Below are 21,513 nucleotides of genomic sequence, written 5' to 3'. Positions count from 1 at the left end.
ATCACTCCTCCGTGGACGCGTTGTCGTCGTCTGTGCGACCGCCGACGCCCGCGTCGTCCGTTATGCGGCCGCCATCGACACCCGCGTCGTTCGGTGCGCGGCCGCCATCAGTCACCACGTCCTCGCCGCCGTCCGCGGCGACGACGTCCTCGGCGCTCTCCTGTTGTGCCATCGGTTCGGGGCTGTGACACTGCCGCACGACCCGCTTCGTCTCCAGCGACGGTTCGTCGGTCGCCATCGAGACGACGATGGTGACGGCGAACACGACCGGAAGCGTGATCAGCGCCGAGCCGATGGCGGGCATCCACGTCGCGAGCCCGGTCGACAGCGGCGCCTCCAGCGAGCCGATGTACGTCGGGACGATCTGGTTGATCATCGGGATCGACCAGAGCGTGAGCCCGGTCGACATGCCGGCGAGCGCGCCCTGCCGGTTGGCGTTCTCCCACCACATGCCGAGGAAGAACATCGGGAACAGGACGGAGCCGGCCAGCGAGAACGCGTACCCGACGAGCGCGGCGATCGAGGACGCGGGGTTCAGCGCGGCCAACGTGGTCAACACACCGAGCGCGACGATCGAGAGGCGCCCGACGAGGATCTGCTGGCGCTGCGTCGCGTCCTCGTTGATGATGTTCGTGTAGATGTCGTGGCTGATCGCCGACGACCCGGCGATGAAGAGGCCGGCGACCGTCGCGATGGCCGCCGCGATACCGCCGGCGGCGACGAGGCCGACGAACCACTGCGGCAGTTCCGCCAGCTGCGCCGCGAGCACGACGATGACCTCGCTGGCCGCGCTGGCCATGCCGGGATCGCCGTACGTCGCGCCGACGTTCTGCGAGTACAGGTCCGTTCCGAACGCCGCGAACGCCGGGGCGCTCCAGTACAGGATACAGATGAAGAACAGCCCCCAGACCGTCGACCAGCGGGCCGTCCGTTCGCTTTCCACCGTGTAGAACCGGACGAGCACGTGCGGCAGCCCACAGGTGCCGACGATCAGCGAGAACGTCGTCGCGACCCAGAGGTAGTAGCTCGACGAGGCGAACGGTTCGCTGAACTCGGTGCCGAGCTGACTGATCAACGCGCCGTACTCGAGCTGCGGCAACACCGTGGAGTAGCCCTGCGTCCAGCCGACCGCGTACAGACCGGCGACGAACGCGATGATGAGGATCGTGTACTGAACCGCCTGATTCTTCGTCGCCCCCATCATGCCCGACAGCGTCAGGTAACCGACGGTGATCGTCATCATGAAGACGACCATCACCTGGTAGCCGTCGAGGCCGGGGATGAGCCCGCCGTAATCACCGAAGATGTACAGGGAGACGAGCGCCATCCCCTTCGCCTGACCGATCGCGTAGACGAAGCCGATGAGGAACGTCGTCACCGCCGCGATGGCGCGCGCGGTGTCGGAGTTGAATCGGTCGCCGACGAAGTCCGCCGCCGTGTACTTCCCGAACCGGCGCAGCTGCGCGGCCAGGAAGATGAGCAGGATGAAATAGCCCGTCGTCCAGCCGACGACGAACACGAGCCCGTAGAACCCGGCGAGCGCGATGGAGGCCGCCATACCGAGGTACGATGCGGCAGACATCCAGTTCGCCCCGATCGCCATCCCGTTCTCGAGGTTGCCGATAGACCGCCCGGCGACCCACATGTTGTCGGTGTCGGCGACGCGGAAGACGAAGCCGATAGTGAGGAACAGCCCCAACATCGCGAGCACGAGGATAGCCGGTACCAGCTTGAACGAGATGTCGAGGGCCTCCGGGAGGAGGTCGCTCTGGAGGGGGATCGAACTCGCCGTCATTCCTCGGTCCCTCCGTCGGCCGCCGCGGCCGCGGCACCGCTGCTGCTCTCGACGACGCTGGCGTGATCGATGCCGTACTTCTCGTCGAGCGCGTCCCGCTTACGCGAGTACCAGAACGCTAAGATGAGCGCGCTGGTCGGCGCGCCGAACGCGACGAGGAAGTAGTGGAGCGGGAAGCCCAAGATCGGCATCTGACTCGTCATCGGACCGGGCGCGAGCCGCGTCAGCGTCACCGGGCCCCAGACGGCGAGAACCCATATCGCGAACCCGGTCCAGACGATCCGGAGGTGATCGCGCATGTACGGCGTGCTCGGATTCAGAATGTTCACCTCCGCGCCGAGGTAGTCGGTGTCGTTGTGCGTCTGCGCCGCGCCCGTGGCGACGCCGCCGTCGGTGGCCGCATCGTCAGCTGTGCGGCCACCATCGGTCGCCGCATCGTCAGCTGTGCGGCCACCGTCGGTCGCCGCATCGTCAGCTGTGCGGCCACCGTCGGTCGCGACGTCGTCCGAACTTCGTGAGTTATCGTGTGACATGTGCTGTGGTATGTAGTGTCGTGGTGTGTTTGTGTGGTTTTATCGTGATGTTTATTCGCGGTGTCGCCGCGTCGTCGCTCGGCTGTCGTTCGGAAAACGGAGCCGTCGCTCGGCTACTCGCCGTCGGCCTTCTGCTGGATCTGCTCGACGATCTCCGGATTTCGGAGCGTGCTCGTGTTCCCGAGTTCCTTCCCGTCGGCGATGTTCTCCAACAGGCGGCGCATGATCTTGCCCGAGCGGGTCTTCGGCAGGTCGGGCGTGAACACGACCTGCTCCGGCCGGGCGATCGGGCCGATTGCGTCCTCGACGCCCGCGATGATCGCGTCGCGGAGTTCGTCGTCGCCCTCGTAGCCGTCCTCGGTCGTCACGTAGGCGTACACCGCCTCGCCTTTGATGTCGTGGTCTCCGCCCACAACCGCCGCCTCGGCGACGCCCTCGACGCCGACGATGGCGGACTCGATCTCCATCGTCCCCAGCCGGTGGCCGGAGACGTTGAGCACGTCGTCCACCCGGCCGAGGACGGTGATGTAGCCGTCGTCGTCGATCTTCGCCCCGTCTTCCGGGAAGTACACCCAGTCGTCGGGGTCGTCGCTGTCCGTGTCGGAGTACTCCGCCCAGTACTCCTCGATGTACCGCTCGTCGTTGTTGTACAGCGTCCGGAGCATGCCGGGCCACGGCTTCTGTACGGTGAGGTAGCCGGCCTTCCCGGGTTCGACCTCCTCGCCGAGCGTGTCGAGGATCTGGACGTCGAGGCCCGGCAGCGGCGGCCCCGCGGCGCCGGGTTTCATGTCCTTGACCCCGGGTAGCGTCGTTATCATCATTCCGCCCGTCTCGGTCTGCCACCACGTGTCGACGACGGGGCACTCCTCGTCGCCGACGTGGGTGTAGTACCACTTCCAGGCGCGCGGGTTGATCGGCTCGCCGACCGTGCCGAGCAGCCGCAGCGAGGAGAGGTCGTGGCGGTCGGGATACTCCTTCCCCCACTTCATGAACGCCCGGATCGCCGTGGGCGCGGTGTACAGCTGGGTCGCCTCGTGCTCCTCGACTATCTCCCAGAGCCGGTCCTGTTCGGGGTGGTCGGGCGTGCCCTCGTACATCATCGTCGTCGTGCCGAGCGCGAGCGGCCCGTAGACGATGTAGGAGTGACCCGTGATCCAGCCGATGTCGGCCGAACAGAAGTACGTGTCATCCGGCTTGATGTCGAGGACCGACTGCGAGGTCCACGACACCCACGAGAGGTAGCCGCCGGTCGTGTGTTTCACGCCCTTCGGCTCCCCCGTCGTCCCCGAGGTGTACATCAGGAAGAGCATGTCCTCGGCGTCGCGGGTGACCGGCTCCACCTCGGCGCCCTCGTGTTCCGCGACGAGGTCGCCGTAGTCGAGCTGGTCGTCGCCGAGGTCGTGGCCGAAGTCGTCGCCGTTCGGCCCGAGCCGGTCGACGACGACGGTCGTGGTGTCGTGGTCGACGCCCGCGAGCCCCTCGTTCGCCTTGTCGAGGTGGTCGAGCGGGTCGCCGCGCCGGTAGTAGCCGTCGCAGGTGACGAGGTACTCCGACTCCGCGGAGTTCATCCGCGTCGCGAGCGCGTCGGCCGAGAACCCGGCGAACACGACGCTGTGGGGCGCGCCGATGCGCGCACAGGCCAGCATCGCGATCGGCAGCTCCGGGATCATCGGCATGTACATCGTGACGACGTCGTCCTCCTCGACGCCCTGCTCCCGGAGGGCGGCGGCGAACTCGTTTACCTCGCGGTGGAGTTCCGCGTAGGTGTACGAGCGGTCGTCCTCGTCGACGGGCTCGCCGACCCACTCGATGGCGACCTCGTCGCCGCGCTCGTCGAGGTGTCGGTCGAGGCAGTTGGCCGACGCGTTCAGCTCACCGCCGGTGAACCACTCGTAGAACGGCGGGTCGCTGTCGTCGAGCACCTGGTCGTAGTCGGTTTCCCACTCCAGCAGGTCGGCGGCCGACTCCCAGCACTCAGGCCAGTTTTCCTCGAACTCCTCGTACACGTCCGGATCGGAGACGTTCGCCTGTTCGACGAACGACTCCGGTGGCTCGAACACCTCTTGCTCCGCTAATCTCGCTTCCAGTTGGCCGTCTCCCTCTGTCATGGTACGGTCGTACCCAACCGATATCACCATATAAACGCTGACGCTAAATAGGAAAAACCGTGATAGATACCCCCGTCTCGCGGGGGAACGAGTCGGGACCGCCGGCCCGGCCTCGCCCGCTCAGTCCTCTATCCGGGCCGTCGGCTCGTCGCCGGCTCGGATCGGTCGCTCGCTGCCGTCCTCGAAGAGCCCGTCGAGCAGCGCGCGCTGGGCCTTCCGGAGGTGGTTGTGGAACGTCGGCGAGGAGACGCCCATCGCGTCGGCGACCTCTTCGGCCGTGCTCCCGCGCGGCCAGTCGAAGTAGCCGCCGTGGTACGCCGCGGACAGCGCCGCCCACTGGCGGTCGGTGAACCGGTCCGCGACCCCGTCCCGAAGCGACGACTCCGTGCGCGGCGAGCGCGCGACGGACTCCTTGCTGGCGAGCCGAACGTCCGCGAACCGGTCGCGGAGCCCATCCGCGACGGGCCTGACGTTCGTCCCCTCCGGGAAGTCCGCGACGACGCGGACTCGCCCGTCGGCGCCCGACGCGTCGCGGACCGTCGCCCCGTGGTCGATGAGCCCCCGCACCAGCGACCCGTCCGCGAGCCGAACCGACGCCGAACAGCCCTCCTCGCGTGTCTCTATCACCCGGAAGTCGGAGACGCCCGGGGCGTCCTCGACGACGACCGCGACGTCCTGCGGCCGAGCGCCGTCGACGGAGAGGTACGCCCGGGAGGCGTCCTCGTCGACGTCGACGGTCGACGCCACCTCGATCCGGCAGTCCAGCCGGTCGCTCGCGCGGGCGAGGAACGCGCCCTCGTCGGTCGCGTGGAACTCGACTTCCGTGACCGCGTCCGAGTGGAGCAGCTCTCGCCACCGGTCCGCGGTGACGGCTCGCCCGAGACAGCGCCCGAGGGCGACGAGCGCCCGTCGCTCGCTCTCGTCGACCCGACCCTCGTCGGCCGCGACGACGCAGAGCGCGCCGTGAGTCACGCCCTCGTGTGCCGCCGGCACCGCGACCGCGGGTCGCCCGTCGGTCTCCTGCCGGCCGTCGGTCGCCGCGGGCGCGCCCTCGGTTATCGCGTCCAGCCACGGCCCGCCGGCGGTCACGCCGCGGTTCGAGAGGCGCTCCGCGTCGACGCCCGCCGCCGCGGCCACGTCGGCTCCGTCCCCGCCGACCGCCCGACGGACGACCCACGCCTCGTCCCAGCGATCGGCCTCCGCGAGCCCCGCCGCGACGGCGGCGGCGGGGTCCGACGAGCCGGAGTCCGCGAGCGCCTCGAACCCCGGTAAGGCGACGGGCTCCACCCGCTCCGCGCGGTCGTCGCCGCGACCCCCGTCACCGGCGACGGCGGCAGCGAGCGCTTCGCCGTCGAGCGCGTCGAGGTGTGAGTCGAGCGTCGCGAGCGACTCCCACCCGCCGGCGTCCCGGACGGCTCGCGGGTCGACGTCGCGCTCGACGAGCAGCCGCCGGGCGAACGTCTGTCGCAGCACGCTCGGGGTGACCCGGTCGTCCGGGACGGCGTCGCTGAGGTCGGCCGCCCGCGCCGCGGTCTCGCGCACGATCATCTGGACGCGGCGGGGCGAGAGGTCGACGTACGGCTCGTCGTCGCCGATCCCCTCGCTCGTCGCGTATCGTCCGAGGTCCGCAGCCAGCGACGCCGGGACGACCGTCTCGCGGTCGACCGTCTCGTCGGGCGCGCCCGGCTCCCCGTCGGCGTCCGTCGCGGGGACCGCGAGGAGGTGCGCGCCCGCGACGGACTCGGCCTCGCGGAGGTGCCGGGGCTCGACGCGGGTGATCTCGTCGGTCCTGAGTCCGGCCTCGCCGGCCAGCCTGACCACCAATGCCGACCGATACGTCTCCGCGGCGGTGACCAGCGCGTCGTAGGCGTCCGGGCCGAGGTGGTCGACCATCCGTTTCGCATCCCAACGTGGAACCGAAAGTAAAGTGTTCCGGGAGACGGTGCGTCGCCGTCGAGACTCGTCGGAACAGGAAACGGGTCGTGTTCGCGGTCGCGATAGCCCCTCGATCAGTTTCGGCTCTCGTCTGAGTTCCGAAACAGGCGCTAGCAGTCGGCCTGAAATGCCGACGCCGCACGCGACGTGGCCCCACAGGCGCTCGTGGGCTTAGTACGTGACCGGCTTTACTCCTCGTCACGAACGGTGGACTCGATCTCGCCCACCACTTCCGGGTTCCGGAGCGCGCTCACGTCGCCGAACTCCTCGCCGCGGGCGATGTCTTCCAAGAGGCGTCGCATGATCTTCCCCGAGCGCGTCTTGGGGAGGTCGGGCGTGAACACGACTCGGTCGGCCCGGGCCGCGTCACCGACCGCACCGACCGCGCTCGCGAGCCGGTCCGCGATGGCGTCGCGGAGCGCTTCGTCGGGCTCGACGCCGCTCTTCGTCGTCACGTACGCCACGACCCGGCCGTCGTCGTCGCCGACGACCGCGGCCTCGGTCACGCCGGCGGCGTCGACGATGGCAGACTCCAATTCGCCGGTGTTGAACCGCTGGGCGCGGACGTTGATCACGTCGTCGACGCGCCCGAGGATCGTGACGTAGCCGTCCTCGTCGACGGTCGCGCCGTCGCCGGTCCGGTAGCGCCACTCGTCTTCGCCCTCGAGCCAGTACTCCCGTCGGTAGCGCTCGTCGCCCTCGCGGAGCCCCCGCAGCATGCCGGGCCACGGGGACGCGAGCGTGAGGTAGCCGGACTCGCCGGGCTCGACCGGCTCGCCGTCCTCGTCGACGACGCGGGCGTCGATCCCCGGGAGCGGCGGGCCGACCTTCCCGGGTTTCATCGGCGTGATCCCGGGCAGCGTCGCGAGCGCGATGGCCCCGGTTTCGGTCTGCCACCACGTGTCCACGACCGGGGCGTCGCCGCCGCCGACGTGGTCGCGGTACCAGCGCCACGCCTTCGGCGTGATCGACTCGCCGACCGTCCCGAGCAGGCGGATCGAAGAGAGGTCGTGGGCCTCGGGGTACTCCTTCCCCCACTTCATGAACGACCGGATCGCCGTCGGCGAGGTGTAGAAGACGCTGACGGCGTTGCGCTCGATCAGGTCCCAGACGCGGTCGCGGTCCGGGTAATCGGGCGACCCCTCGTATAGCACCGTCGTCGTCCCTGTCGCGAGTGGGCCGTACACGCCGTAGGAGTGCCCGGTGATCCAGCCGATGTCGGCCGCGCACCAGTAGGTGTCCTCGGGCCGCACGTCCAAGACGTTCTGCGTCGTCCACGCGACGTGCGCGAGGTAGCCGCCGGTCGCGTGCTCGACCCCCTTCGGTCGCCCGGTCGTCCCGGAGGTGTACATCACGAAGAGGAGGTCGGTCGCGTCGCGGGCGACCGGTTCGACCGTGTCGCCGTCGTGCGCGTCGACGAGCGCGCCGTACTCGTGTTCGTCGTCTCCCAGCGAGACGGCGAGTTCGTCGCCGAGGCGGTCGACGACGACCGCGGCCGACAGCTTCTGGTCGGCGCGGATCCGAGCGTTATCGGCCTTCGACTTCTGGTTGAACGCGTCCTCCCGACGGTAGTAGCCGTCGCAGGTGATCAGGTACTCGGAGTCGGCCGCGTCGATGCGGGTCGCGAGCGCCTCGGCGGACAGCCCCGCGAACACGACGTTGTGCGGCGCGCCGATGCGCGCGCACGCCAGCATCGCGATCGGTAGCTCCGGGATCATCGGGAGGTAGAGCGTGACGACGTCGTCCTCCTCGACGCCGAGGTCGCGGAGCCCGGCCGCGACCGCGTTCACCTCGCGGTGGAGGTCGAGGTAGGTGTACGACCGGCGCTCGCCGCGCTTGCCGAACCACCGGATCGCGAGCTGGTTCCGGCGGTCGTCGAGGTGTCTGTCGACGCAGTTCGCCGCGGCGTTGAGCCGCCCGTCGGGGAACCACTCGTAAAACGGCGGGTCGCCGTCGTCGAGGACTGTCTCGTACTCGCGGTCCCACGTCAGGAGGTCGGCGGCCGCGCGCCACGCCTCGGGCCCATCGCGCGCGAACCGCTCGTACACTCCCGGATCGCTCGCGGCGGCCCGCTGACGGAACTCGGCCGGCGGCGGGACGGCGTCCCCGTCGCCGTCGACGAGCCGACCGCCGTCCGCGAAGTCGTCCATACCGTGTCATGGCCTGCGGAGAACCGTATACTTTGTCCGATTCCCCGTCGGTCGGAAGCGGTCGAAAAACGGGGCCGATCCGCGCCTTCGAGTCGATACCGCCGTGGTCAGGCCGACTCCTCGGTCGGGGGCGCCGCGATGTCGGCCGCTCGGGCGCGGGCGCGGGAGACGATAGACGGCTTCGCCTCGAAGTCGAGCGTCACCTGCTCGCCCGCGTACGTCTCCTCCGCCACGTGGCCGTGGTCGTGAACCCACGAGACGAGGCTCATCGCGTCGTCGGAGACGGGGAGGACGAGTCGCTCGCGCTCCCACTCGGGGAGTTCGCCCTCGACGCGGTCGCGGAGCTCCGCCACGCCCGCTCCCGTCTTCGCCGACACGGCGACCGGATCGGGGGCCACCCCGGAGAGCGCGGCGCGCTTGTCGGCCAACTCGCCGGGCGCCAGCCGATCGATCTTGTTGAACACGGTGACGATCGGCGCCTCGTTGCGCTCGTAGAGCGTGTCGTGGCTGGTGACGAGCTTCTCGCGCATCTCCTCGACCGACTCGCTCGCGTCGACGACGAGCAACACGAGGTCCGCGCGGTACACCGAATCGAGCGTGGACTCGAACGACTCGACGAGCCAGTGGGGCAGGTCGGCGATGAATCCCACCGTGTCCGTCAGGAGGACGTCGCGCTTCTCCATCTCGGCGCGGCGGGTCGTGGTGCCGAGCGTCGTGAACAGCATGTCCTGTGACTCGGCGGTGGTGTCGAGGTCGCGGTGGCGCTCGTCGTTCTCGTCGACGGCCAGCTCGTCCGCGAGCTGGCGCATCAGCGTCGACTTCCCCGCGTTGGTGTAGCCCGCGAGCGCGACGAGGTCGAACCCGGAGTCGCGGCGCTGCTCGCGGCGCGCCTCCTCCTTTTCCGCTATCGAGTCGAGCTCGTCGCGGATCTCGGATATCTGGCGTTTGATGTCGCGCTCGACGCTCTCGTCGTACTCGCCGAGCCCCATGAACCCCGGCCGCTCGTCGCGTTTCGCGAGGCTCGCCTTCGCCTCGGCCCGCGGGAGTTCGTACCGTAGCTCCGCGAGTTCGACCTGGAGCTGCGCCTTGCGGGTGTTCGCGCGCTGGCCGAATATCTCGAGGATGAGCGTGAACCGGTCGACGACCTCGACGCCCTCGGGGAGCTCCCCGCCGATGTTGAACGTCTGGTACGGGCCCACGTCGTTGTCGATGATCACCGTTCCGGCGCCGGTCCGGCGGACCAGATCGCGGAGTTCGGCGACCTTCCCCTCGCCGAACATGAACGCGGCGTCCTCCGTCCGGGTCTGCGTGAGTTCGCCGGCGACCTCGTAGCCCGCCGCGGCCGCGAGCTGGCGGATCTCGGTGAGGTCGGCCGCGCCGCTGTCGACGCGCTTGGCGACGACCGCCCGGCGCGCCGCGGTGTCGGCCTCGCTCGGGTCGGCGTCCCCGCTCATAGGAGGAGGTCGCGAGCGGCGTACGCCGCGTGGTGTGCTGCCTGCACTGTTTCGCGCTCGCCTATGCTCTCGACGTATTTAAACTCGGGCTGGAAGCTGAGCCCGACGCGCTCGGCCGGCTCCTCGTAGTACTCGCCCGCCTCCGCGACGACCGGTCCGTCGGGCGGCTCCGGGAGGTGACCGACCGCCTCCGCGGTGAGCGCCACGGTCGCCTCCAGCGTCGGTCCCTCACGGACGGCGGCGAAACCCATCCCCTCGACCGACCGGATGCGCGCCGAGTCGACCCGCGCGTGGACCGCGGCCGCGACCATCAGGTACTCGCCGTCCTCCTCGTGGCGGCCGCTGATGTCGACGCCGACGACTTCAGGGGCGGGCGCCGTTCACCTCGGTTCGCTCGGACCGGACCGCGACGATCGTCCTCGCCTCGTCCATGTGTCACCGTAGGTCGGCCGGCGAATTGAACGTTTCCGTGGGGCGGACGGGACGAGTCGACCCGCTCACGCCCGCAGTTCGTCGACGACGCCCGCGATCCGATCGATCGCGTCGTCGACCTCGTCGGCGTCGACGTCGAGGTGCGTGGTGAACCGCGTCGCGTACTCGTCGAACTCGACGCAGCCGACGCCCGCGTCCTTACAGGCCGCGTAGAGCGACTCGGCCGGGATGCCGGCGTCCTCGGTGTGCGCCACGACGATGTTGGTGTCGGGCGCCGGGGCGTCGACGCCGTCGAGCGCGTCCAGCCCGGTCGCGAGCCGCTCCGCGTTGGCGTGGTCGTCGGCGAGGCGGTCGACGTTGTCCAACGCGCGGAGCGCGGGCGCGGCGATCATCCCGGCCTGCCGCATGCCGCCGCCGAACAGCTTGCGGACCCGGCGGGCGTCCTCGACGAACGCCTCGTCGCCGGCGAGGATCGAGCCGACGGGAGCGCCGAGCCCCTTCGAGAGACAGAACGTGACGCTGTCGACCGGGTCGACGAGTTCGCTCGCGTCGACGCCCAGCGCGACCGCGGCGTTGAACACGCGCGCGCCGTCGAGGTGGACCGGCACGTCGCGCTCGCGGGCGACCGAAGCGGCTGCCGCGATCCGGTCGACCGGGACCGCGACGCCGCCTCGGTAGTTGTGGGTGTTCTCCACGGCGAGGAGGCCGGTTCCGGGACGATGGAGGTCCTCGTCGACGAGGCCTTCACGGACCGCGTCCGGGGTCGGGACGCAGCGCTCGCCGGCGTCGATCGTCCGCGTCTGGACGCCGGAGAGCTTGGCCGCGCCGGCCAGCTCCCAGCGGTAGATGTGCGACTCGCGCTCCAAGAGGAGCTCTTGGCCGGGATCGGTGTGGACGTGGACCGCGATCTGGTTCGCCATCGTCCCCGAGGGGACGTACAGGGCGGCCCCGGTGCCGACCGCCTCGGCGGCCCGACGCTCCAGTTCGTTGACGCTCGGGTCGTCGCGGTACACGTCGTCGCCGACCTCGGCGGTCGCGGCCGCGTCGCGCATCGCGTCCGAGGGCGTCGTCACGGTGTCCGAGCGCAGGTCGATGTCGAGTTCGTCGGCTTCGGGCATCGGTTGGCTATCGTTCCGCGGCGGCGCGGATATATCCCGCGCTCGGCGCGGCCGCTACCGGCCGTAAACGCCGGTTCCGAGTTCGGTTCCTTCTTAACGACGGGGATCGATTCGAAACACATGGCTACGGAAGCCGCGACCGACGACACGGCCGACGCACCGGACGCCTACGACGCGCTCCTCGACCGCGCCCGACGGTGGAACGCGGTCGGCAGCGCTTCCGGCGTCCTCGGCTGGGACCAGCAGGTGATGATGCCCGAAGGCGGTACCCCCGCCCGTTCGAAGCAGCTCTCCGCGCTGTCCTCCGTCCACCACGACATGGTGACCGACGACGAGACGGGCGAGCTGCTCGAGGAGCTCGCCGACGCCGACCTCACCGACGAGCAGGCGGCCGTCGTCCGCGAGATCCGCCGCGAGTACGAGCGATCCGACGCCGTCCCCGTCGAACTCGTCGAGGAGATATCGGAGACGGGCTCCGAGGCGCTCCAGGCGTGGGAGGAGGCCAAAGCGGAGGACGACTTCGACGAGTTCGCGCCCTACCTGGAGAAACACGTCGAGCTGAAACGCGAGTACGCCGAGCACATCGACCCAGACCGGGACCCCTACGAGGTCCTGTTCGAGGAGTTCGAGCCGTGCCTCTCGATGGAGCGCGCCGAGTCGATCCTCACGGAGCTCCGCGAGGCCCTCGTGCCGATGATCGACGACATCCGCGAGTCGGACGTCGAACTCGCGGTCGACACCTTCGAGGGGACCTTCCCCGAGGACGACCAGGAAGCGCTCTCCCGCGAGGCGCTCGAACTGGTCGGCTACGACTTCGACCGCGGCCGCCTCGACGTCTCCTCGCACCCGTTCACCTCGGGCAACCAGTTCGACTGCCGCGTGACGACCCGGTTCGACGAGACCGACCCGCTCGGCGCGGTCGGCTCGACGATCCACGAGTACGGACACGCGCAGTACAACCTCGGGCTCCCGCAGGAGCACTTCGGCACGCCGCTCGGCACGTCGCGTGACCTCTCGGTCCACGAGTCGCAGTCGCGCCTCTGGGAGAACCACGTCGGCCGGAGCAAGGCGTTCTGGCAGGAGTTCCTCCCCGTCTTCCAGGAGCACTTCCCGCAGACGGAGGAGGCGACCGTTCAGGACGCCTACGAGGCGTTCAATCAGGTGTACGAGGACAACCTCATCCGCGTCGAGGCCGACGAACTCACCTACCACCTCCACATCGTCGTCCGGTTCGAGATCGAGCGCGACCTGGTCCGCGGCGACCTCGCGGTCGAGGACGTGCCGGAGGTCTGGAACGACAAGTACGAGGAGTACCTCGGCATCCGGCCCGACAACGACGCGGTCGGCTGCCTCCAGGACATCCACTGGAGCCACGGCAACTTCGGCTACTTCCCCACCTACTCGCTCGGCTCCGTGATGGCCGCCCAGCTGTTCGCGGCCGCCGAGGCGGAGATCGACGACCTCGACGGGAAGATCGCGGCGGGCGACTTCGAGGACCTCCAGGACTGGCTCGGCGAGAACGTCCACCAACACGGCGCCCGCTACGAGACGAACGAGCTGGTGAAACAGGCGACCGGCGAGGACTTCTCGGCGGACGCCTTCCTCGACTACGTCGACGAGAAGTACGGCGAGCTGTACGGGATCTGAGGCGGGACGACCCGCTCGGCGGCCCCAAAACCCCGCGTGTTCTCCCGCGACCTACCCGAGCCGGAACCCGGTCATCAACGCGACGATCGCGAGCATCACGGCGCCCTCGAACAGTCCGACGACGAGGTTCTTCTTCTCGATCGATTCGAGCCGCGAGGCGTCGGGGTCCGGCGAGCGCGTCTCGTAGTACGCGCTGAGGTGGAGCCGGTGGGGCACCGCCAGTCCGAACGCGAACAGCCCCCAGCCGACGCCGAGCGAGAGCGTCGACCACGTCCCGGAGAAGCCGTAGCCGAGTCCCAGCGCGGGCGTCAGGAGAACGGTCCCCGACAGCACGGTCGTCAGCGAGAAGCCGACGAGGAAGAACACGACCTTCGGGACGAGCGTTCCCGTCACCGCCGCCGACGCCTCCTCGTCGAGCCCGCCGAGCGTCGGGCCGACGACCGCCGGGAAGATCAGCGCGAAGCCGAACCAGACCGCGCCCGCTCCGACGTGCGTGTAAAAGAGCAGTTCCGTGCTTCCGATCGCGACGCTCGCCCCGAGGAACGCCAGCGGGACGAGAACGCTTCCGGCCGCGAACGCCGGGTTCGCCGCGTCCGCGAGGTGGCGGACGCGGTCGAGGAAGCCGAGCTCTCGCACCCGGCGATCGGCCTCGTTAGCGAATGCCATGTCAGAAGATAGCAATTGTCGATAATATTCGTTTTGATAGACACGAATACGGCGCGTTTCGGGAGCGCGATGCGTGGGACCGTCCCCGAGAGAAAACGCGTCGATGCGCGGCCTGCGGTCCCGCCGGCTGGAGTCCTACTTCTCGATGATGCTCTCCTCGACGGCCTCGCCGAAGTGGCGCGCGACGTCCTCGTAGTAGACGAGCGCCTCGTCGCCCGCCTCCACGTCGGTGACGGCCTTCCGACCCTCGCTCGTGGCGATCTTCACGGTCTCGGCGTTCTGGATGAGCGTCTCGATGCGGTCGGTGCCGTCTTCGGTCTCGATCTCGGCCTGGATCCGGAACATCGGACGCTTCTCGATCTTCACGCGCCCGACCACCGCCTCGCGGGTGTGTCCGTCGGTGTCGACGACTTGGACCTCGTCGCCGCTCGACAGCTCCGCGAGGTAGTTGGTGCCGCCCTCGGCGTTGCGGACGTACGCGTGGACCGCGCCGGCGTTCACCCGGAACGGGCGCGAGGCGACGTACGGCGACTCCGCCGTCTCGGCGTGGACGAAGAAGAGCCCGCGCGACATCGAGCCGACTAACATTCCCTCGCTGTCGTCCATCAGCGACCCGGTGTCGATACAGACGCGGTCGGCCATCCCGGTCTGTTCGATCTCCGTCACCTCGGCGTGGCGGAGGTCCAGCGTCTCGCGGTCGGCCGCGTCGCGGGCCTCGACCGCGCCGCGGATCTCGTCGGGCGAGTCGGAATCGAGGAGGACGCCGTCCGCGCCGATCTCCAGCGTCTCGAAGGCGGTCTTCGCCTCCGCCGCCGTCGTCGCGCCCGCGACGAGGTGCGTCTCGTCGCCCACCCGCGCGATCAGGTTCTCCAGCGGGATGATCGACCAGTCCTCGCCGATGACGATCGTGAACTCGGCGTCAGCGGCCGCCTCCTCCGCGAAGCGCTCGTACTCGGTGCCGAGGACGCGGACGTACGCCCCCTGTGCGCGGTCGTCCCGACGGCGGACCGTCGTGAGGTCCGCGGAGCCGGAGAAGTCGTCCGGCAGGTCGATCGTCCCGTCGCCCTCCCCGTCTTTCCCGACGAAGTAGGCGTCGGCCTCGGCGTCGCTCTCGGCGTCGTCGATCACGTCGGCTTCGGAGCGGAAGGCGGCGACGCTCACGTCGCCCAGCTCCCGCACGCGGCCGACGTCCTGCTCGTCGACGAGCACCCAGTCCGCACCGGCCTCGATGGCGGCCGTGATCCGTCGCTTGCGCGCCTCCCAGTCGCCGACCGCGCTGTCGGCTTTGACCCAGACCGTGCGTGTCATTACCGACACGTCGCGGCGCGCCGGCTTGAAAACTGCGGAAGGGTCGGGCGTTGCACGCGACCGCGGCGCCGCGGAGACGACAAAGCACTTATCGCTGAGATCGTATCGTAGGACGCACACTTCCGAATGACGACACAACGGCAGCGGTCCTCGGACGCCAGCTCTCGGTACGCGGCGGTCCGCGAGTCGCTCCGCGAGCGCGCCGCACCGCATCTCGGGATCGATCCGCGGGCGCTCGGCGCGTTTCGGATCGCGCTGGCGCTCCTCCTCCTCGCCGACCTGCTGCTCTATCGGCTCCCGGGGGTACGCCCGTTCTACACGGACGCGGGCGTACTCCCGCGGTCGACCCTCGGCGAGACGTATCCGCTGTTGGAGGCCGTCTCGCTCCACGCGTTGTCCGGATCGGCGTGGGTACAGACCGGACTGATCGCCGTCGCGGTCGGCGCGGCCGTCTGCCTCCTCGTCGGTTACCGCACGCGGGCGTCGACCGCCGTGTCCCTCGTCCTGCTCGCGTCGCTGTACGCACGGAACCCGTACGCGCTCAACGGCGGGAACACGATTCTGGCCGCGTTCCTCTTTTTGAGTCTCTTCCTCCCGCTCGACGCTCGCTGGTCGCTCGGGGGGAGCCGTTACCGCGACGGTCACGGTCGGGAGCCGGCTGGTCGGAGGGCGGACGCCGGGAGCGAGGCCGGGAGCGACTGGCGAGTCTGTTCGGTCAGCACGGCCGTCGCGCTGCTGACGCTCGTGTCGATATACGCGGCGAACGCGGTCTCGAAGTACCGGAGCGACGCGTGGATGTCCGGCGTCGCGGTCCCTCGGATCTTCCAGTTGGGGGAGTTCACCGTCCGCCTCGGACCGCTCGTCTCCGAGTACACCGCGGTCCTCGCGGCGATCAACTGGCTCTGGGTCGCGCTCCTCTCGGCGGCCGTCCTGCTGGTCGTCGCGACCGGACGGCTCAGGACGGGAGTCGCCCTCGCGTTCGTCTCCGCGCACCTCGGCATGGCCGCGACGATGCGGCTCGCCGTCTTCCCCTTCGTCATGATCTCGGTGTTACTCCTGTTCCTCCCGCCCGGAGCGTGGAACGCCCTCGAGGCCGTCGCGCCGGAGCTCCCCGTTCCCACTCGGGACGCGACGCGCGCGCCCCGAAGCGACGGCGGAAGCGGTGACGACGGAGGCGCGAAGTCGACCGCCCCCTCCGGTCGGTGGCGGGTTCGGCGCGGGCTTCGAGTGGGGGCCACCCTGCTGCTCGTCGGGTTCTTCGTCGCGCTGGTGTGGTGGCAGGCCGCGGGGGTCGGGCTCGTCGACCTCCCGGCGTCGGAGTCGGCTGGCGAGCTCTCTGAGGTGAGCTGGTCGTTCTTCGCACCGAACCCGCCGGACGCCTCCGGTTGGTACGTCGTTCGCGGAACGCTGGAGTCGGGCGACACGATCGACGTACGTGACGGGGGCGCGGTCACGTACGACCGGCCGCCGGACGCCGCGGAGACGTATCCGACGACGCTCTGGCACCAGTTCGGATTCCGGATGAGAAACGCCGGCGAGTCCCAGTACCGGCCGGTGGCGTCGTACGCCTGTGACCGATCGGACCGCGATCTGTCGTCCGTGACCGTCTTCCGGGCGGAGCAGCCGGTGGGCCCGGACGGACCGGTCGGAGAGCCGCAGGTAGAAGAGCTGGCCCGCGCCGCCTGCTGATCGCGTCGACGCCCGTCGTCGCGGGCCGTACCTCGCCGGAGGCCGGCCCGGCCCGATCGTATTAGTGGCGATGACGCGTCGTGTGGAGCATGTCCGACTCACCACGCGTCGTCGGCGTCGTCGGCAGCCTTCGAGACGGGAGCTACACTCGACTCGGGGTCCGCCGGGCGCTCGACGGGTCTCGGCGTGCGGGGGGTACCGCCGAACTGATCGACCTCCGCGAGTACGACCTCCCGGCGTACGACGCCGACCGCGGCGAAGCGGGAGACGCCAGCTCGCTGACGGCGGCGATACGCGACGCCGACGCGGTCATCCTGGGGACGCCGATGTATCACGGGTCGTACTCCTCGCCGCTGAAGACCGCGCTCGACTACTGTGGCTTCGAGGAGTTCGAGGACAAGACCGTCGGGCTCGTCGCGGTCGCCGGCGGCGGCTTCCCCGTGACGGCGCTCGAACATCTCCGTTCCGTCTGTCGGGCGCTCAACGCGTGGGTAATCCCTCATCAGGTGGCGATCCCGCGGGCCAGCACGCAGTTCGAGGACGGCGACGTCGTCGACGCGGGACTCGACGAGCGGACGCTCACACTCGGCCGGCGCGCCGTCCAGTACGCCGACATCGAGCCGGACCCGGACTCGTTCGAAGGGACGCAGAACGTCGGCGCGAACTGACCCTCAGGCCTCGACGAAGCCGCCAGCCCGCAGCGCCTCCTCGACCGACGCGTCGTCGTGGACGACGGCGGAGACCGCTCGGGCGATCCCCTCGGGGTCCTCGTGCTGGAATATCGACCGCCCCATCGACACGCCGGCCGCGTCGCCGTCCATCGCGCCGCGGACCATCTCCACCGTCTCGCGGTCGGTCCCCTTCGACCCGCCGGCGATGACGACCGGGAGCCGGGTCGATTCGGTCACGCGCTCGAACGAGTCGCCGTCGCCGGAGTAGCCCGTCTTCACCACGTCGGCTCCGAGTTCCTCGGCGAGCCTGACGGCGTGACCGAGCGCCTCGGGGTCTGACCCGTCGACGCCCGGGCCGCGTGCGTACGCCATCGCGAGGACCGGCAGCCCGAGCCGTTCCGCGTCCGCGGTCAGCTCGGCGAGGTCCTCGATCTGTTTCGGCTCGTGTTCCGAGCCGACGTTGATGTGGAAGGAGACGGCGTCGGCGCCGGCGCGGACCGCGTCCTCCGCGGTGCCGGTGACGCGCTTGTCGCTCTCGTCGGGGCCGATCGTCGTCGACCCGTTGAGGTGGACGATGTAGCCCGCGTCGTTTTTGTTCGCGTGGACCCGCTCGGCGATCCCGCGCTGCGTGAGCACCGCGTCCGCGCCGCCGCTGGTGACGCCGTCTATCGTCGACTCGATGTCGACGAGCCCCTGGACGGCGCCCATCGTGATCCCGTGGTCCATCGGGACGACGAGGTATCGGTCGTTCGTGGAGATGCGGTCGAGTCGTGCCGAGAGTCCTGCTGTCATGATGTCGTGGGTCGTTGTGAGAGAGTGTGTCAATCGAAGGTAAGTGGGTTTCGTTCGGGGACGTATTGCCTCCCTTCCCGACTCACTGCGTGCTCGCCGCTTCGGTCCGGGAGCGGTAGCCGCGCTCGGCGCCCTGCTTCAGTTCCCGGGAGAGCGCCTCCAGCCGGTCGGCGACCGCCCCCGTCGAGCGGTCTTCCTCGACGCCCTCGGCGACCAGGTCCACGAGCGCCGAGCCGACGATGATCCCGTCGGCGCCGCCCGCGACGATCCGTTCGGCCTGCTCGCCGGTGGAGATGCCGAATCCGACCGCCTTCGGCACGTCGTACTCGCGGAGCCGGTCGAGGCTCTCGGTCGTCTGGTCGGACACGTCGTCGCGGGCGCCCGTGGTCCCGAGCCGCGCTTGGACGTAGACGTAGCCGGAGACGTTCTCCATCATGCGGTCCAGTCGGTCACCGCGCGTCGTCGGTGCGACGATGAAGACCAGATCGAGCCCGAACTCGTCGCACGCTTCGCGCAGCGGGTCCGCCTCCTCAGCCGGCAGGTCGGGGACGACGAGCCCTTGGATGCCGGCCGCGGCGGCGCGCTCGACGAAGGGTCGCGGGCCGGTGCTCGCGGCTTCGCCGCTCGCGTTCGAGGCGCTTCGCGCCTCGCTACCCCCGTACTGGTAGATCAGGTTGTAGTACGTCATACAGACCAGCGCGGCGTCGACGTCGAGGTCCTCCGCGAACGCGAAGAAGCGGTCGGGGGTCATCCCCGCGTCGAGCGAGCGGACGAGCGCCTCCTGGATCGTCGACCCCTCGGCGATCGGTTCGGAGAAGGGTAAGCCGAGTTCGATCACGTCGGCGCCGCCGCGGTCGAGCGCCTCGACGTACGCCTTCGAGGATTCGTAATCCGGATCGCCGACGACCAGGTACGGGACGTAGGCGGGACCGTCGGCGAACGCGGCGTCGATCGCGTCGGAGTTGCCCATCTACATCCCCTCCGTGAACATCGACATGTCCGGCGCCTCGTCGATGTCGCGTTTGTCCGTCTCCTCGATGGCGGCGTCGAGGTCCTTGTCGCCGCGCCCGGAGACGTTCACGACCACGCGCTCGCCGAGTTCCTCGTGGTGCTCCTCGAGGTAGCCGAAGGCGTGCGCCGTCTCCAGCGCCGGGATGATCCCCTCGGTGTTCGAGAGCCGGTGGAACCCCTCCAGCGCGGCGTCGTCGCCGACGGCGACCGGGTCCACGCGCCCCTCGTCGACGAGGTACGCGAGCTCCGGCCCGACGCCCGCGTAGTCGAGCCCGGAGGACACGGAGTGGCTCTCCATGATCTGCCCGTCCGAGTCCTGAAGCAGCTTCGTCCGCGCGCCGTGGAGGACGCCCTCCTCGCCGGTGTACAGCGAGGCGGAGTTGGGCGCCACGCCCGCCTCCTCGTCGACTTCGAGCGTGGAGCCGCCGGCCTCGACGGCGTGGAGCGCGACGGACTCGTCGTCGACGAAGTCGGCGAACGTCCCCATCGTGTTCGAGCCGCCGCCCGCGCAGGCGACCACGTCGGTCGGGAGCCCGCCGGTCTTCTCGACGGCCTGCTCGCGGGCCTCCTCGGAGATGATCGCCTGGAAGTCGCGGACCATCACCGGGAACGGGTGCGGGCCGACGATAGAGCCGATCACGTAGTGGGTGTCCTCGACCGTCTCGGCCCAGTCGCGCATCGTCTCCGAGATGGCCTCTTTCAGCGTCCCGCGGCCCGTGGTGACCGGCTTCACCTCGGAGCCGTTGAGCTTCATCCGGAAGACGTTGGGGCGCTGGCGGTTGATGTCGCGTTCGCCCATGTAGATCGTACAGGGCATGTCGAGGTGGGCGGCCGCCATCGCGGTCGCGGTGCCGTGCTGGCCGGCGCCCGTCTCGGCGATGATCCGCTCTTTGCCCATGTACTTCGCGAGCAGGACCTGCCCGAGCGCGTTGTTCAGCTTGTGGGCGCCGCCGTGGAGGAGGTCCTCCCGCTTGAGGTACACCTCCGTGTCGTAGCGCTCCGAGAGCCGGTCGGCCCGCTGGAGCGGCGTCGGCCGACCGCCGAAGTCGGCGAGCCGCTCGCGGAACTCGTCCATGAAGCCGTCCTCGTTGCCGAGGACGTAGCGCTCGTAGGCGTCCGCCAGTTCCTCTATCGCCGGCATCAGCGCCTCCGGGACGTACTGGCCGCCGTAGCGGCCGAACTTCCCGTCGTCGCGGCCGCGCTCGCGCCCGGGGCGTCGCGAAAGCTCTCCAACCTCGCTCGTCGATGATTCGGTTTCGCTCATGTGGGTGTCTCCGTGGTGTCGGTCGTGTCGTCGGCTGTCGGGTCCGCGTCGTCGTCCTCGTCCGCTTCCGCCCGCGTCAGCGCTCGGGTGTTCGCCTCGACGTCGCCGTCCATGATGGCGCTCCCGACGAGCAGTGCGTCCGCTCCGGCCGCCCGCATCCGGCGAGCGTCCGCCGGCGACCCGATGCCGCTCTCCGCGATCAGCGTCACGTCATCAGGGACGTGGGGCGCCACGGACTCGAAGGTTCCGAGGTCGACGACGAGTTCGGCCAGGTCGCGGTTGTTGACGCCGACCGTCGTCGCGCCCGCGTCGATGGCGGCCGCCAGCTCGTCGCGGTCGTGGACCTCCACGAGGACTTGGAAGCCGCGCTCGCGGGCGGCGGCGAGGAGGTCCGGGAGGTCGTCGCCGACGAACCGGGCTATCAGCAGGACCACGTCGCTCTCGACGGCGTCCAACTGCGCCTCGTCGACGACGAAGTCCTTCCGGAGGACCGGCACGTCGACGGCGTCGCGCACGCGGGCGACCGTCTCGACGTTCCCACCGAAGTGCTCCGGCTCGGTGAGCACGCTCAGCGCGGCCGCGCCGCCCGCGACCATCTCCTCCGCGAGCGCGACGGGGTCGTCCTCGCGGGTGCCCTCCGTCGTCGGACTCGTCGGTTTCACCTCGGCGATCACCGGAACGCGCCCGTCGGCCTCGGCGCGCTCGAACGCGGCAGCGAGGTCGCGGGGAGCCACCGAGACGGCCTCGGTCGCCGCCGCGTCGGCCCGGTCGCGAGCGGCGGACAGGATCGATCTGACCGCCGGTGCCAGCTCATCTGGATCGTCCATTACTATACACTAATGTACTTATCTGTTCATAAGGCTTGCGGGCCGCGTACCGCGACCGCAACGGGTCACGCTCCCGCGTTCGTCGCTCTCGTCACCTCTCCCGGGTCGGTTCC

General features: G+C 69.8%; 17 protein-coding genes. 3 read left to right on the top strand and 14 right to left on the bottom strand.

All coding sequences use genetic code 11. From position 1 onward, the window contains the following. Position 1: 1 nt before the first annotated feature. From ABDZ89_RS03905 to ABDZ89_RS03870, 8 genes are all read right to left on the bottom strand, one after another. Positions 2–1,795, bottom strand: coding sequence for a sodium:solute symporter family transporter (locus ABDZ89_RS03905; RefSeq protein ID WP_343776817.1), 1,794 nt, complete (start codon positions 1,793–1,795; stop codon positions 2–4). After that, on the bottom strand, positions 1,792–2,328 hold the full coding sequence (locus ABDZ89_RS03900) for a DUF4212 domain-containing protein (RefSeq protein ID WP_343776815.1): 537 nt from the start codon (positions 2,326–2,328) through the stop codon (positions 1,792–1,794). The genes ABDZ89_RS03905 and ABDZ89_RS03900 overlap by 4 nt, the downstream gene beginning before the upstream one ends. Positions 2,329–2,441: 113 nt before the next feature. Beyond that, on the bottom strand, positions 2,442–4,436 hold the full coding sequence (acs, locus tag ABDZ89_RS03895; protein WP_343776814.1) for an acetate--CoA ligase: 1,995 nt from the start codon (positions 4,434–4,436) through the stop codon (positions 2,442–2,444). A gap of 120 nt (positions 4,437–4,556) precedes the next feature. Next, positions 4,557–6,329, bottom strand: coding sequence for a bacterio-opsin activator domain-containing protein (locus ABDZ89_RS03890; protein ID WP_343776813.1), 1,773 nt, complete (start codon positions 6,327–6,329; stop codon positions 4,557–4,559). A 230-nt stretch (positions 6,330–6,559) separates the two neighbouring features. Beyond that, positions 6,560–8,521, bottom strand: a complete 1,962-nt coding sequence (gene acs / locus ABDZ89_RS03885) for an acetate--CoA ligase (RefSeq protein WP_343776812.1) — start codon at positions 8,519–8,521, stop codon at positions 6,560–6,562. Positions 8,522–8,628: 107 nt separating this feature from the next. Further along, positions 8,629–9,975, bottom strand: a complete 1,347-nt coding sequence (gene hflX / locus ABDZ89_RS03880; RefSeq protein WP_343776810.1) for a GTPase HflX — start codon at positions 9,973–9,975, stop codon at positions 8,629–8,631. After that, the gene (locus ABDZ89_RS03875; RefSeq protein WP_343776988.1) at positions 9,972–10,322 is read right to left on the bottom strand and encodes a DUF2209 family protein; all 351 of its coding nucleotides are present in this window, start codon (positions 10,320–10,322) and stop codon (positions 9,972–9,974) included. The genes hflX and ABDZ89_RS03875 overlap by 4 nt, the downstream gene beginning before the upstream one ends. A gap of 150 nt (positions 10,323–10,472) precedes the next feature. After that, positions 10,473–11,525 (bottom strand): threonine aldolase family protein, encoded by a 1,053-nt coding sequence (locus ABDZ89_RS03870; protein WP_343776808.1) that lies wholly within the window; start codon positions 11,523–11,525, stop codon positions 10,473–10,475. 120 nt (positions 11,526–11,645) lie between these two features. Between ABDZ89_RS03870 and ABDZ89_RS03865 the strand changes: the two genes are divergently transcribed. After that, entirely contained in the window at positions 11,646–13,172 is a 1,527-nt protein-coding gene (locus ABDZ89_RS03865; RefSeq protein ID WP_343776806.1) for a carboxypeptidase M32, read from the top strand. A gap of 51 nt (positions 13,173–13,223) precedes the next feature. Here ABDZ89_RS03865 and ABDZ89_RS03860 read toward each other — a convergent pair whose 3' ends face one another. After that, positions 13,224–13,838, bottom strand: a complete 615-nt coding sequence (locus ABDZ89_RS03860) for a hypothetical protein (protein WP_343776805.1) — start codon at positions 13,836–13,838, stop codon at positions 13,224–13,226. A 135-nt stretch (positions 13,839–13,973) separates the two neighbouring features. Beyond that, the gene (locus ABDZ89_RS03855; protein ID WP_343776804.1) at positions 13,974–15,146 is read right to left on the bottom strand and encodes a 3-dehydroquinate synthase II; all 1,173 of its coding nucleotides are present in this window, start codon (positions 15,144–15,146) and stop codon (positions 13,974–13,976) included. Between the two features lie 126 nt (positions 15,147–15,272). On the opposite strand from ABDZ89_RS03855, the gene ABDZ89_RS03850 reads away from it, so the two are divergent. Next, on the top strand, positions 15,273–16,835 hold the full coding sequence (locus tag ABDZ89_RS03850; RefSeq protein ID WP_343776802.1) for an HTTM domain-containing protein: 1,563 nt from the start codon (positions 15,273–15,275) through the stop codon (positions 16,833–16,835). An 89-nt stretch (positions 16,836–16,924) separates the two neighbouring features. Next, positions 16,925–17,503, top strand: a complete 579-nt coding sequence (locus ABDZ89_RS03845; RefSeq protein WP_343776800.1) for an NADPH-dependent FMN reductase — start codon at positions 16,925–16,927, stop codon at positions 17,501–17,503. Positions 17,504–17,506: 3 nt separating this feature from the next. On the opposite strand, the gene ABDZ89_RS03840 is transcribed toward ABDZ89_RS03845, so the two are convergent. From ABDZ89_RS03840 to trpC, 4 genes are all read right to left on the bottom strand, one after another. After that, positions 17,507–18,298, bottom strand: coding sequence for a 2-amino-3,7-dideoxy-D-threo-hept-6-ulosonate synthase (locus ABDZ89_RS03840; protein ID WP_343776798.1), 792 nt, complete (start codon positions 18,296–18,298; stop codon positions 17,507–17,509). Between the two features lie 82 nt (positions 18,299–18,380). Beyond that, positions 18,381–19,268: a tryptophan synthase subunit alpha gene (gene trpA / locus ABDZ89_RS03835; RefSeq protein ID WP_343776796.1), complete on the bottom strand. Its 888-nt coding sequence runs from the start codon at positions 19,266–19,268 to the stop codon at positions 18,381–18,383. After that, positions 19,269–20,573 carry a tryptophan synthase subunit beta gene (gene trpB, locus ABDZ89_RS03830; protein ID WP_343776794.1) on the bottom strand — a complete coding sequence of 435 codons (1,305 nt, stop codon included), beginning with the start codon at positions 20,571–20,573 and terminating at the stop codon, positions 19,269–19,271. Beyond that, complete coding sequence (gene trpC, locus ABDZ89_RS03825; RefSeq protein ID WP_343776792.1) at positions 20,570–21,400, bottom strand: indole-3-glycerol phosphate synthase; 831 nt, start codon at positions 21,398–21,400, stop codon at positions 20,570–20,572. The genes trpB and trpC overlap by 4 nt, the downstream gene beginning before the upstream one ends. Positions 21,401–21,513 lie beyond the last annotated feature (113 nt).

This window comes from Halorubrum ejinorense (assembly GCF_039522565.1).
Lineage (GTDB): Archaea > Halobacteriota > Halobacteria > Halobacteriales > Haloferacaceae > Halorubrum > Halorubrum ejinorense.
The sequence above is the reverse complement of the archived record's forward strand: the minus strand, read 5'-3'. Positions and strand labels throughout refer to the sequence as shown.

What these genes read in the sequence shown, in the direction of transcription:
- ABDZ89_RS03905 (WP_343776817.1), bottom strand. Translation starts at nt 1,795, where the DNA reads ATGACGGCGAGTTCGATCCCCCTCCAGAGCGACCTCCTCCCGGAGGCC.
- ABDZ89_RS03900 (WP_343776815.1), bottom strand. Translation starts at nt 2,328, where the DNA reads ATGTCACACGATAACTCACGAAGTTCGGACGACGTCGCGACCGACGGT.
- acs (WP_343776814.1), bottom strand. Translation starts at nt 4,436, where the DNA reads ATGACAGAGGGAGACGGCCAACTGGAAGCGAGATTAGCGGAGCAAGAG.
- ABDZ89_RS03890 (WP_343776813.1), bottom strand. Translation starts at nt 6,329, where the DNA reads ATGGTCGACCACCTCGGCCCGGACGCCTACGACGCGCTGGTCACCGCC.
- acs (WP_343776812.1), bottom strand. Translation starts at nt 8,521, where the DNA reads ATGGACGACTTCGCGGACGGCGGTCGGCTCGTCGACGGCGACGGGGAC.
- hflX (WP_343776810.1), bottom strand. Translation starts at nt 9,975, where the DNA reads ATGAGCGGGGACGCCGACCCGAGCGAGGCCGACACCGCGGCGCGCCGG.
- ABDZ89_RS03870 (WP_343776808.1), bottom strand. Translation starts at nt 11,525, where the DNA reads ATGCCCGAAGCCGACGAACTCGACATCGACCTGCGCTCGGACACCGTG.
- ABDZ89_RS03865 (WP_343776806.1), top strand. Translation starts at nt 11,646, where the DNA reads ATGGCTACGGAAGCCGCGACCGACGACACGGCCGACGCACCGGACGCC.
- ABDZ89_RS03860 (WP_343776805.1), bottom strand. Translation starts at nt 13,838, where the DNA reads ATGGCATTCGCTAACGAGGCCGATCGCCGGGTGCGAGAGCTCGGCTTC.
- ABDZ89_RS03855 (WP_343776804.1), bottom strand. Translation starts at nt 15,146, where the DNA reads ATGACACGCACGGTCTGGGTCAAAGCCGACAGCGCGGTCGGCGACTGG.
- ABDZ89_RS03850 (WP_343776802.1), top strand. Translation starts at nt 15,273, where the DNA reads ATGACGACACAACGGCAGCGGTCCTCGGACGCCAGCTCTCGGTACGCG.
- ABDZ89_RS03845 (WP_343776800.1), top strand. Translation starts at nt 16,925, where the DNA reads ATGTCCGACTCACCACGCGTCGTCGGCGTCGTCGGCAGCCTTCGAGAC.
- ABDZ89_RS03840 (WP_343776798.1), bottom strand. Translation starts at nt 18,298, where the DNA reads ATGACAGCAGGACTCTCGGCACGACTCGACCGCATCTCCACGAACGAC.
- trpA (WP_343776796.1), bottom strand. Translation starts at nt 19,268, where the DNA reads ATGGGCAACTCCGACGCGATCGACGCCGCGTTCGCCGACGGTCCCGCC.
- trpB (WP_343776794.1), bottom strand. Translation starts at nt 20,573, where the DNA reads ATGAGCGAAACCGAATCATCGACGAGCGAGGTTGGAGAGCTTTCGCGA.
- trpC (WP_343776792.1), bottom strand. Translation starts at nt 21,400, where the DNA reads ATGGACGATCCAGATGAGCTGGCACCGGCGGTCAGATCGATCCTGTCC.